The organism is Methanosarcina acetivorans C2A (genome assembly GCF_000007345.1).
Lineage (GTDB): Archaea > Halobacteriota > Methanosarcinia > Methanosarcinales > Methanosarcinaceae > Methanosarcina > Methanosarcina acetivorans.
In genome coordinates, this window is record NC_003552.1 from 1,675,715 (window position 1) to 1,686,969 (window position 11,255).

The 11,255-nt window shown below is 45.4% G+C and carries 10 protein-coding genes and 2 tRNA genes; 10 read left to right on the forward strand and 2 right to left on the reverse strand.

The genetic code is table 11. The features are described from left to right. The first annotated feature begins 61 nt into the window (after positions 1-61). Positions 62-838: an S-methyl-5'-thioadenosine phosphorylase gene (gene mtnP, locus MA_RS07310; protein WP_011021425.1), complete on the forward strand. Its 777-nt coding sequence runs from the start codon at positions 62-64 to the stop codon at positions 836-838. A 246-nt stretch (positions 839-1,084) separates the two neighbouring features. Here mtnP and MA_RS07315 read toward each other — a convergent pair whose 3' ends face one another. Next, complete coding sequence (locus tag MA_RS07315) at positions 1,085-1,324, reverse strand: hypothetical protein (RefSeq protein ID WP_011021426.1); 240 nt, start codon at positions 1,322-1,324, stop codon at positions 1,085-1,087. 344 nt (positions 1,325-1,668) lie between these two features. Here MA_RS07315 and MA_RS07320 point away from each other — a divergent pair, with 344 nt between their 5' ends. The 6 genes from MA_RS07320 (at position 1,669) to MA_RS07345 (ending at position 6,709) form a co-directional block, all read left to right on the forward strand. Next, positions 1,669-4,149 (forward strand): DUF5814 domain-containing protein, encoded by a 2,481-nt coding sequence (locus tag MA_RS07320; RefSeq protein WP_011021427.1) that lies wholly within the window; start codon positions 1,669-1,671, stop codon positions 4,147-4,149. Between the two features lie 168 nt (positions 4,150-4,317). Continuing rightward, a complete protein-coding gene (locus tag MA_RS07325; RefSeq protein WP_011021428.1) occupies positions 4,318-4,719 on the forward strand; it encodes a DUF3467 domain-containing protein in 402 nt (133 codons plus the stop codon). A 567-nt stretch (positions 4,720-5,286) separates the two neighbouring features. Further along, positions 5,287-5,511: an LSM domain-containing protein gene (locus MA_RS07330; protein ID WP_011021429.1), complete on the forward strand. Its 225-nt coding sequence runs from the start codon at positions 5,287-5,289 to the stop codon at positions 5,509-5,511. A 39-nt stretch (positions 5,512-5,550) separates the two neighbouring features. After that, positions 5,551-5,949: a helix-turn-helix transcriptional regulator gene (locus MA_RS07335; protein WP_193589516.1), complete on the forward strand. Its 399-nt coding sequence runs from the start codon at positions 5,551-5,553 to the stop codon at positions 5,947-5,949. Between the two features lie 226 nt (positions 5,950-6,175). Continuing rightward, positions 6,176-6,253, forward strand: a tRNA-Glu gene (locus MA_RS07340). A 378-nt stretch (positions 6,254-6,631) separates the two neighbouring features. Then, positions 6,632-6,709, forward strand: a tRNA-Glu gene (locus MA_RS07345). Between the two features lie 207 nt (positions 6,710-6,916). On the opposite strand, the gene MA_RS07350 is transcribed toward MA_RS07345, so the two are convergent. Beyond that, positions 6,917-7,828, reverse strand: coding sequence for a hypothetical protein (locus MA_RS07350; protein ID WP_157860124.1), 912 nt, complete (start codon positions 7,826-7,828; stop codon positions 6,917-6,919). 412 nt (positions 7,829-8,240) lie between these two features. Between MA_RS07350 and MA_RS07355 the strand changes: the two genes are divergently transcribed. Genes MA_RS07355 through MA_RS07365 form a run of 3 tightly spaced genes read left to right on the forward strand, consistent with a single transcriptional unit; the run spans position 8,241 to position 11,134 of the window. Then, the gene (locus tag MA_RS07355) at positions 8,241-8,765 is read left to right on the forward strand and encodes a tryptophan transporter (RefSeq protein ID WP_048065113.1); all 525 of its coding nucleotides are present in this window, start codon (positions 8,241-8,243) and stop codon (positions 8,763-8,765) included. 3 nt (positions 8,766-8,768) lie between these two features. Then, the gene (locus MA_RS07360) at positions 8,769-10,355 is read left to right on the forward strand and encodes an ABC transporter ATP-binding protein (protein ID WP_011021434.1); all 1,587 of its coding nucleotides are present in this window, start codon (positions 8,769-8,771) and stop codon (positions 10,353-10,355) included. Next, entirely contained in the window at positions 10,352-11,134 is a 783-nt protein-coding gene (locus tag MA_RS07365) for an energy-coupling factor transporter transmembrane component T family protein (RefSeq protein WP_048065114.1), read from the forward strand. The genes MA_RS07360 and MA_RS07365 overlap by 4 nt, the downstream gene beginning before the upstream one ends. Positions 11,135-11,255 lie beyond the last annotated feature (121 nt).

Below are 11,255 nucleotides of genomic sequence, written 5' to 3' on the forward strand. Positions count from 1 at the left end.
GAAGGATCAATCAATTGAAAATTAGCAATCCGTTATTAAAAAATGGGAAGGAGATCAAAAAATGGATGAGGAAGCTGAAGTTGCGGAAATTGCAGTACTCGGTGGGGTAGGTTTTAACTCCCATAAGGACTGCGAAAGCCATCCGGTAACTACTCCCTATGGAAGAATTACTGCATACCTGACCAGCATAAAAGGGAGAAGCGTTGTAATAATCCCCAGACATGCTGAAGAAATCCATATCCCGCCGCATAGAGTTAATTACAGGGGAAATATCTGGGCTGCCCATTCCCTTGGTGCAAAGCGCGTAATTTCCACAAATTCGGTAGGGTCAATGCGCGGGCATCCTGTTGGCAGTTTTGTTGTGCTTGACGATTTCATAGATTTTACCCGCAGCAGGCCTTCGACCTTTCATGACGATAAAACTGTGCATGTTGACGTCTCCGAGCCTTACTGTCCGGAAATAAGGGCCTCTCTCAGGTACTCTCTGGAAAAAAGGGGAATTTCCTATACCGAAGGAGTTTACGCCTGTACGGAAGGTCCCCGTTTTGAGACTCGGGCTGAAATCCGCATGATGAGCCAGTTTGCAGATGTTGTTGGCATGACAGGTGTGCCGGAAGTAGTTCTTGCAAAGGAACTCAGCCTCTGTTACGCCTCTCTTTCCATCGTCACAAACCAGGCATGCGGGATGACCACGCAGAAATTAACTGCTGACGAAGTCACCGAAGTTGTCGGAAAGGCTCAGGCCTCAATCTTCAAAATTCTCTCGGATGCGATAGGAAAAATTCCTGAGACCCGGAATTGCATGTGCAGATTTGCAAAGGAAGGAGCCTGCCTTTAATTATTTCAGTCGAATACCCCGCTAGCTTGCTGCGGGGATGGAAAACTTCCCCAGCAACCGTTAATGAGAAGATGGTTTATCAATTCCGTTTTCTGGTTTTTAACTTCTGCTTAAACTAAATTTTTTAGGGTTACTGCTTTCTTTAACGGAATTTTGAGCGGTGGCGCGAACATACCCCGTTGCTTGCAGCGGGGTGCGCCAGCGCAACTTTGATTTAAGAAAAATTGAAGAGTATATCAACCGAAGTTATGATTTACTCTCTTTAAGTTCTCTTCTTTTAAGCTCCCTTCTTTTAAGTTCTTTTCTCAAATATGCTCTCTTCAGCCTAACCTCTTTATCCAGCTCGATTACCGCTTTCACGGCCATATCTATTTCATTGATCTCTTTATCCAGCTCAACGTCCTGTCCTATTTTTCTGTACCACGGAATCGGTTTCCTGCGGAATTCAAGACCCTGTGTTCTGAGTAGCAGGATTTTTGTTAGCATGAAATGAAACAGGACGATTATTATATAATAATATAGTGATAAAATATAAATATGATAGCTGTTATATATGGAAATACTATGAATACGTTCTGAGGAAAGTTTCAGGAAGGCATGCCCTGCAGAAAAAATCGGGTGATGTGCCCTGAAAAAGGTTTTCGCTTCGGAAAAGTTACTGAAAAATCTAACCGTATGTTTTCATTTCAATTTTTACAGGTGCCGGGTTAGTCTTCTACGGCAAGACTGGATACTTAGACAGAAGGACAGAAAGTAGAGAAGGCAGAAAACCACCGTTTTTCGAGCATCAAAGGAAGCTTACTTATATTATTCACATATCAGGATACACAATGACGCTATGGGTCCTAAGCTATGCAGAAAAATCAAAAGTTGTAGTGATGACCATAAAGGACCGGATGAAACAGCCTCTTTCCGTGGCCGAGCTCCAGATAAAGGGCAGTTCTAAAGGTCCACGTCCTCATAAGATCAGGGTTCTTACCGGGAAAAAAAATGAGGAATTCATCCCTCCCCAACAGTTCATAGAGCTTTTGCGCAGTGCAAACAGGATTATGCTCGCAGAAGGAGGGGACCCTGCAAATGAAGAGTCTTTTCTTGAAATGCTCAAAGGTTTTCAGCTCAGTGCAGATAGGGTTAAGATCTGCAAGCATTGCTGGTTCAACCGACGTTTTAATTTTGTAAACAGCAAGTCCATCAAGTACCATGACGAGCTCATCTGTGCTGACTGTGCAAAAGAAGAATTGCTCCGGGCAGTTCGTTCTGCCGGTTCCCAGTACGGGGAAAAATCGGTTTATTTCCTTGAGCAGGTTCTCCACAAAACAAGAGACCTTGACCGGACAATCCGGATGCTGAGCCCTGAGAGGCTGGACCCGGAGTTTACGCGTTATGATACTATCCGGACGAGCCCCAACGAAGCCACGGTCAGGGTGAAAAATCTTCCCCTTGCAAAGAAGTTCAGAGAAATGCTCCTCCAGAAATCCGAAACCCTGCTCCCTGTGCAGGCGCTGTCTGTGGAAGCCGGGCTTCTGGAAGGGAAAAACCAGTTTGTGGTTTCCGCAACCGCAACAGGAAAAACTCTCATCGGGGAAATGGCAGGAGTCCAGAACCTGCTGGATAAAAAAGGGAAAATGCTTTACCTGGTTCCCCTTGTAGCCCTCGCAAACCAGAAATATGACCAGTTTACGGAACGCTATTCAAAGCTAGGGCTCACAAGCTCCATTAAGATTGGCGCAATTCTCATAAAGACCTCTCAGCGTGTGAAAATGAATACCAGCCCTAATGCGGATATAATTGTGGGGACTTATGAAGGCGTAGACCACATGCTCCGCTCGGAAAATGCCGATTTTCTTGGAAAAATAGGGACTGTCGTTATAGATGAAGTCCATATGCTCGAAGACCTGGAAAGAGGGCACAGGCTGGACGGGCTTATAGGAAGGCTTCGTTATGTGGCGCCTGAAGCCCAGTTCATCTATCTCTCGGCAACCGTTGCAAACCCTGAGGGCTATGCAAAGAAACTCGGAGCCCGGCTTGTCCGCTATGAACACAGGCCGGTCCCCATAGATAGGCATCTCCTTTTCTGTCAGGAAAACGAAAAGGCAAAACTGATTTCCCAGCTTGCAAAAGAAGAGTATTCGATGCGCTCTTCGAAAAAGCACAGGGGACAGACAATAGTCTTTACGAATTCAAGGCGAAACTGCCATAAGCTTGCGGGAGCTCTTTCAATCCGGGCTTCTCCTTATCATGCAGGGCTTTCGCAGTATGAAAGAAAAAAAGTGGAAACCCTTTTTGCAAAAGGAGAGCTTCCGGTGGTCGTGACAACTGCTGCCCTTGCAGCTGGCGTTGACTTTCCGGCTTCCCAGGTTATATTCGAATCCCTTGCAATGGGCATAGACTGGATTTCGGTCCAGGACTTCCTGCAGATGAGCGGAAGGGCGGGTAGACCCGATTACCATGACAGGGGCGTTGTCGTGCTCATGCCCGTACCGGGGAAGTCTTATTCAAGCGCCCAGTCCGATACTGAAGAAGAGGTTGCAATCAAGTTACTGCAGGGGGAGATGCTCTCTGCAGGCGTCGAGTACGGGGAAGCCGAACAGCTGGAAGAGGTCCTGGCCTCGGTTGCGGTTACCTCTTCGGTTCAGGACTTGAGGAATATCCATTCCTTAATGTTCGGAGGCTTTGATCTCGATAAACTGGTTTCCCGGCTCCAGAGCTACAGGTTCCTTGAGAAAAAGGGAAACAAAGTCTCACTTACCCGTTTCGGAAAGATTATTGCAGCTCATTTCCTGCCGGTTTCGAAAGCTTTCCTGATTAGAGATGCTGTGCTTGCGGAAAACAGTCCCCTGAAAATTGTAACCAACCTGGAGTTTTTCGATGCTGCTTACTTTAAATATGCAAACCAGATCGGAAGCTCTCTGCATGTGAACATGCCTTCGAGGGTTTTTCAGGGTGCAGCCCTTGATATAGTCTTTGATGGGGAATCTCTCTCCCATCTGGATATCAAAATAAGAGAACTTATGCTGAACTTTGCCTCGGATTTTTTAACCTGCACCTGCCGGGATTCTCCTTACTGCGGATGCGCAGAGCAGAAATTTTCGGAGAAGATTATCCGGCTGCGGATGGAAAGGCTGGACCCTACCCAGATAATCCGGAATCTTGAGGACAAGTACGGCATTTCCGCGTACCAGGGGGATGTTTTCGGGTACCTGGATAATGCGGTACGTAACCTTGATGCTGTGGAATTGATTGCAAGGGTCCATTCGAAAAAGGAAGTAGCAGAAGAAGCAAAGAAGCTCAAGAAGAAAGTCCAGGGCTGAGCAATTCACAGCGTTTTGAAAACCAGTGATTTATAAGTGATGAAGAGGTAAACTATTCCTGTTATACCGGAGAATCGTTTGTAAGATAGAAAACTGTCAGTATTTGCGGACAACTGGCAAATACCGGATACCGGGATTTCTGTGAAATCAAAGTACAGAGGTAATTTTATGGCTGAGGATGTTGAATCCAGGGAAAATATTGAAAGTGCAGCTTCCAAAAAAGGTAAAAAGAGTATTAAGATTGAATTTGTAAAGCCTGAAGACTTCCGGCAGATATATGCAATAGGAGCTGCAGGTGGGCACAGCCCTTATGATTTCAGGATAGGCTTCTACAACGACACCCCAAAGATGTTCGGGGATGCCTCGGAGTCCAGGATTATTGAGAGGCGCGTTGAAGCCGAAGTGATCCTCTCTCCGGTTGCAGCTCTTGAACTGAACCGCTGGCTGACCCAGCATATCAATGAGTACGAATCCGTTTTCGGGCCCATCTCAAGAGCAATTCCTCGGCCTCTTCGAAAAGAGCCCTCAAAGTCCAGTAACGAAAGTACGGATATTCAGGGTTATATCTGAGTTCGGGTTTTTGTTGAAATCCGGGATCACGGTTACTGAAACTTCTGAAGAAGCCTCGTTTGTCTGGAAGCAGGATGCTTGCAGGAGAACCTGCTTGGGAAGTAGAGTTTCAGGGTATTAAAGCTGCATAGAATCTTAAAAACTGTCTAAAACAAATACTGCCTAAAATAAACACTATCTAAACTAAATACTGTCTAATAAATGGAAATGCAGCATTTATCCTATTTTAACTTACTTTCTTTCTGGTGCAGGTTTAACTCCGTTTTAACCTGTCTCAGCTAATTTAAGTTTGAGAGGTTCATAAGGTCACTCTCCCACTCCAGACATCGATGGTTATATATCTCTGAAAAGGGTATGTAATTTCAGTTTTCTTAAAAGCCGGTGGAGTGACGATTCGGAATGGTTTTTCAGTTGCTGGCAGGAAGCAGCTGATAAAGGCAGCAGGCTTATTGTAAATGCATATATTGCCCTGACACAATTTGCTCTGCGCCGGCTTTGGAATGAAAGAAGAGGCACCCGAGAGTACGGGGAACCGAAAATCCAGAATAAATCAGCGAGGGTTTAATTTTGTTCCCAAATAAAAAAGTTCAGAAAATCGTTGGATCAAGGATCCGGGTAGAAATGAAAGGCGACCTTAATTTGCTTGAAGGCACTCTGAAGAGTGTGGACGACTATATGAATCTTCATCTTGTTGACACGATGGAGATCGTAAGAGGGGAAAAAGTCCGCTCCCTTGGTTCTGTAGTGCTTCGGGGCAATAACATCATACTGATTACTCCTGTCGAAGACTGAAACGTCTGAAGAAGGAACCTCATTAGTGTGGAAGCAGGCATGGATCTTGAAGAAGAAGCATACAATATAATTAGAAGACATAAAGAAGGCGTTTTCCAGAACGTTATCTGGAAAGAGTTGAATATCGACAGCAGGAAATGCTCCAGAATCATAAAAAAGCTTCTGGACAAGGACCTGATTATCCGTGAGGTGGGAGTCTCAAACGGAGCAAGAACATACCTCCTTAAAGCAAAGGAGGAAGTTAAGGAGAAATACGACCTTCTGCTCTCCGGAGACCTGTTTTCAGTCTGTACTGGCTGTACCGGAGATTGCGAACCCGAATATTGCGGCAGACTCAGCGAATGGATCGGAAACCTTATGGTAGAAGAAGCTGAGAGAGCTGAAGAAGACCCGAATCTCGAAGCTGAAGGCGAGGATGAATCCGAAGAAGATATCTGAAAGTATCTGAATATATCTTAAATAAAGTTAAAGCAAATTATAAAATTTATAATATCTTGAATAATTTGCAAAAACTTAGAGACCTGGAAGGTCTAAAAAGATCTTGAAAGATCTTGGATAATACATCCTCAGAAGCTCTTTGCAATAGATAACTATTTATACGGGAAACCCTTATTGAAGATCCCTTCAATAAGGGAAATAAAGTTCGGTCAAGTACAGGCAAAATGCTCCGGTAGTGTAGTCCGGCCAATCATTCCGGCCTTTCGAGCCGAAGACTCGGGTTCGAATCCCGGCCGGAGCACCATATTTTTTAAATGCGTCAGTTTCGCTGCAAAATCTTTACTTGTTCTGAAAACTTTACTTGTTCTGAAAACTTTACTTGTTCTGAAAACTTTTGTTATTTACTTCTGTTACCTGACTGTTTTCTATCTTTGTTAATCGAGTTGTTTCATGCTCCCTTTCTGTTCCCGCGCTTTCCTAAGTTTCTGAGCCCCGAAAAGGGGTTTCTGACTAAATATTTTTCAGCCAGTTATACAATACATGGCAAAAAATTGAGGGGACTGTCCCAATATACGGATGTATAAACCATATTTGAGCGATAAAATATACCAGAATTTCGCAGGTAAGGGACAGATTTATATATTACAAGGTATATTGTTGGTTTCGCTCTGAGATGCGATGTGCTCCGGTAGTGTAGTCCGGCCAATCATTCCGGCCTTTCGAGCCGAAGACTCGGGTTCGAATCCCGGCCGGAGCACCAAATTTTTTTTCGGGTATTTTACCGGAAATTTTGATTCCTTTTCTAATATGTTTTTTTGTGATGTGAAAAATATATTTTCGGGCATTTTCGTTGGAATGTATTTTTGAAAATTATTTTATCTGTTTCTGTCTGTTTCCCTGTGAAGTTTAAGCTATTTCTGAAAAACCATTTTCAACACCCTCATTATGTCAATAAACTCCATCTCAGTTAACTTCTTTTAAGGATACGCCTGTGTAACTCCTTTATTTCCTGGATTCTTTCCAGATTCTGTTCCTCGTCAGGGATTCCTGTCGTATTCAGGGCTTCAAGTGTCAGCTTTCCTGCAGCAACTGCAGTTTCCATCCCATATTCCAGGGCAAGGACCCGGAGGGTTTCCAGAGTCCATACCGTCTGGACAAGCGCATTTTTTGATTCCTGCCGGGAAAGTTCCTTTCCAAGCTTTTCAAGGGCCTCGATTATGACCTTTACCTGAGGTTCATTTCTTTTCCTTACAGCAGCAATACCCAGTTCCTCAAGGAGAATTGCAGATCCTACCGAGCTATTCTCCATTTCCTGCCCGGCTGATGAAACCCCTATTCCCACAAGGAAGTTTACGGCGGTAGCCCAGGTCTCGGGGAGGTTTTCATCCATTGCTTTCCTGGCTAATTGCATTAGATAAGTCTCAGAAAGGCTTGCCAGAACCTCCATTTTTGCCTCTAAGGATTTTTTCCCCAGGTTCCCCAGGGTTTCGGCTGCATTTTTTGCCACAGCATCCATACCCTTTTCTGCAAATTCCAGGGCAAGCCCTCCAAGTCCGGAAAGCGCTTTTAAGGCAAGAGACTCTCTTTTACGGTCTGCGGCTTCAACTGCCACCTCTCCAAGAGAGTGGACTGCGGCTATGGATGCTATCTCCATTCTTTTTTCGGCAGTCAACTTGCCTATATCCCCCATAGCAATTATCAAAGCTTTTGCATCGAGCTCATTTTCTGCAGTAAGGTCCAGATGTATTAACTGTACTGCAAAATCCCTCAGGCTGCTGAAAGCATCTACCACCCCTTTTGCATCTCCATCGTAGGCTTTTCTTAATCCCTCTTCGATCATCCTGACCTCAGCCAGCTCACGTTCGTCCACCGAAGACATGAAACACCCCAAAATAGTCTTTTTCCAGAATCGTTCTTGTCCAGGATAGTCCTTGTCAATCTTATCTCGTTTAATCTTATGTTCTGTCGCATGATCAGTTTTCCTATCAGAGCTATTTTCCTGTGGAAAACTCTTCAGGGATGTAAGGAATTTCTCAGGGCAATATCGAAAATCGGAGTTGTTTAAGGTTGGATTGGGGGATTTTCGGGGAAATAATTGTAGATATGGGTCCGTAAAGCGTAAAGTACATATACTAATGTACATTATTATGCTTTGTTGTACTATAATGTAGAATTGGTTTGTTATGTTTAATCAATTTACTCTGTCCAATTAATCGTTGTGTATAACTGATTTGTGGTATTTATGAACTCAGGAAAGTTCTCCTGAAAAATGATGCAGGATGATGATTTTAATGAAATCTCAGGATATTGCTATTGTTGGAATTTTACTCGCCGTCGGTGCGATCGTTCGTTACTTATCCCTGGTAATTCCGGGTCCGATTGTCTCAAATCTCGTTATAGCCTTTTACTGTCTTGCCATTATCCTTGTAGTACCAACTTTTACTGAGGTAATAGGGATAGGGGTTGTAGCAGGAATTATCTGTGCTCTCCTCAGCCACTCTATTTTCCCGCCGGCAAACCTTATCAGTGAACCTGTCGGGGCCGTGGTCTGCCTGGCCACGTACAAATCCCTTATGAACAAGCTGTCTCTTTCCCCTGCCGTTGCGACTCTGATCGGGACTCTTGCCAGTGGGATAACTTTTGTGCTTGTCGCAATGCTTCTCGTTGCGTCCTCAATCCTGACCAAGTATGCGACCATGGGAGCTTTTGTAGTAGCTATCATCCCGATTGTGGGGTTAACTGCAATTGCCAACTCTTTCATTGCCCAGATCCTTTACGTACCCGCCTCAAAGGTACTTGCCCGGGGGAAAGCATAAAGCATGATAGAACTCAGGAACTTTTCGTATACCTACGGAACAGCAGCAATCCCTGCGTTAAAAAACATAAATCTGGAAATCCGGAAAGGAGAGCTGCTCCTTGTTACGGGGCACAGTGCAGCCGGAAAAACTACCTTAGCCCTTGCAATGGCAGGCATTCTCCACCACGAGATCGGAGGCAAAATTGAGGGGAACATCAGCTTCCAGAGCAGGGATGTAAAAGAATTTGACGGCATAAAGGAACTGAGTCGACATATAGGGGTGGTTTTTGACGACGCGGAATCTCAGCTGATCTTTACGACTGTTGAAGAAGAAATCTTTTCAGGACTTGAAAACCGCGGCCATCCGGAAAAAGAGATGGTACGCAGGTCAAAAGAGGCAATGGATTTCTGCGCAATCAGCCATCTGAATAACCGGGCTCCTCACATGCTTTCCGGAGGGCAGAAGCAAAAAGTTGCCCTCGCAGCAACCCTTGCCCTGGATACGGAAGTCCTGATCCTTGACGAAGCCACTGCCGAACTAGACTCCCAGGCAGTCCGAAAGGTATTTTCTGTCCTGAAGAGGCTGAAAGATGCCGGAAAAACTATTATAATCATAGACCACAATATCGAGGATTTCCTTGAAATTGGGGACAGGGTCGTGCTTCTTGAGAAAGGAGAGATAAAGGCAATAAAAAGTCCCTCGGAATTTACCTCAAAGTCTTCAGATCTTACTTCTACAAATCTTACTTCTACTTCAGCTCTTCAAACAGACCTTCCCCTTTCAAGAACAGCTGAGCAGCCGATTATTTCCGTAAAGAACCTCACCCAGCGATATGGAGAAATCCTGGCGCTTGACAACATTGACCTTGAGATTTACCCTGGGGAGCTTGTTGCCATTCTGGGGGAAAATGGTTCTGGTAAGACTACCCTCGTAAAACATTTCAATGGCCTCCTTCGCCCTTACTCCGGAAAAGTGACAGTAAAAGGGCTTGAGACCTCTACAACCCCCATAAACGAGCTTGTGAAACATACCGGGCTGGTCTTCCAGAACCCGGACAATATGCTTTTTGAAGATACTGTTGAAGCCGAAATCAATTTCGGGCTGAATAACATCGGCGTAAAAGGGCCTGAAGCAGTAGGGGCAATCCTCCGTTCCCTGGAGCTTGTAAACCTGAATGATAAGCAAAAAGTCTTCCCCCGCCATCTCAGCCGAGGAGAAAGGCAGAGGCTGGCTGTTGCCTGCATAATTGCGATGAAGCCTGAGCTGATAGTGCTTGACGAGCCCACCACAGGCCTTGATGCCGAAGAGTCCGACCGGATGATGCAGCTCATGCGCAAGCTCCAGCAGGAAGGCCATACAATAGTCATGGTGACTCATAACCTGCAGATCGTAAGGGACCATGTAGAAAGAGTCATTCGGATGGAGTCCGGAAAAGTTGTGGAGGATTCGGCAAACAGGAAATTTTCCGGCAAAGGATCTGTCAAGGAAGAAAGTGACTACAAAGGACATGTCAGTAAAGAAATTGTTAGTGAAGAAATTGTTAGTGAAGAAATTGTTAGTGAAGAAAGTGTTAGTGAAGAATGTGTAAGAGGAGGCACATGCGCATGAAAGAGATTATGCAGTACATAAATAGGGAAAGCTTTTTACACCGCATGAACCCGCTTTCGAAAATCGCTGCGGTAACGGGCATAATAGCCCTGAGCGTGTTAACAACAAACCCGGTTTTCCTGGCCGTTATGGTGTTCGGGATTTTTCTGGCTTCTCTAATAGCTGGGCTTCAGCAGGAACTTCTCAAGCAGGTAAAACTTCTGGTCTTCCTGAGTATCAGTCTTATTCTGCTCACCGTCTTTACCCTGAGAAGCGGGGAAACCGTCGGCTACCTGATCCCTGCCGGTACCTTTACAGCTGGCGGGTTTGTTCCGATCACGACCGGAGCCCTGGACTTTGGAACCGTCCTTTCCCTCCGTTTCTTTGCAATGCTTTTTGCCTTCCAGCTCCTGGTAGTCACCACAAAGCCAAGTGACCTTATGAAAGCCCTTCTTGCAATCCACGTCCCTGTAGACTACGTGCTCATGTTCGTGATCGCTCTCCGCTTCATCCCGAGCCTCCAGGTAGAAGGCCAGCGTATCCACGAAGCCCAGCTCGCAAGGGGATACAACCCCGGGACAGGCCTCCGCGGAAAAATCATGAGTGTAAAGCCAATCCTTGTGCCTCTGGTCGCAAACTCCCTCGGAAGGACCCAGGTGCTCGGCCTGACAATGGACATGCGGGGTTACAGGAGTCGCCAGAGTGTTGAGAAAAAGCTTACCTGGAACAAGACCGATGTGGCAGCTATAGGCTGTGTGGCTGTTATGGGACTGGGAGTGGTGCTTGGCGGGTTGATGTAAACTCTCCAAGCTTCTTCCTGTGAGCATCGGGAACTATAGAACCCAAATTTGACAGAAGCACACATTTTATAATGTTGGAATGGGCTTCATGCTTCTGTTTTTTTAATACAATTCAAAGTTT

Bases quoted from the DNA above. Each gene is read 5' to 3' on its own strand.
- mtnP (WP_011021425.1), top strand. From the start codon at position 62: ATGGATGAGGAAGCTGAAGTTGCGGAAATTGCAGTACTCGGTGGGGTA.
- MA_RS07315 (WP_011021426.1), bottom strand. From the start codon at position 1,324: ATGCTAACAAAAATCCTGCTACTCAGAACACAGGGTCTTGAATTCCGC.
- MA_RS07320 (WP_011021427.1), top strand. From the start codon at position 1,669: ATGACGCTATGGGTCCTAAGCTATGCAGAAAAATCAAAAGTTGTAGTG.
- MA_RS07325 (WP_011021428.1), top strand. From the start codon at position 4,318: ATGGCTGAGGATGTTGAATCCAGGGAAAATATTGAAAGTGCAGCTTCC.
- MA_RS07335 (WP_193589516.1), top strand. From the start codon at position 5,551: ATGGATCTTGAAGAAGAAGCATACAATATAATTAGAAGACATAAAGAA.
- MA_RS07350 (WP_157860124.1), bottom strand. From the start codon at position 7,828: ATGTCTTCGGTGGACGAACGTGAGCTGGCTGAGGTCAGGATGATCGAA.
- MA_RS07355 (WP_048065113.1), top strand. From the start codon at position 8,241: ATGAAATCTCAGGATATTGCTATTGTTGGAATTTTACTCGCCGTCGGT.
- MA_RS07360 (WP_011021434.1), top strand. From the start codon at position 8,769: ATGATAGAACTCAGGAACTTTTCGTATACCTACGGAACAGCAGCAATC.
- MA_RS07365 (WP_048065114.1), top strand. From the start codon at position 10,352: ATGAAAGAGATTATGCAGTACATAAATAGGGAAAGCTTTTTACACCGC.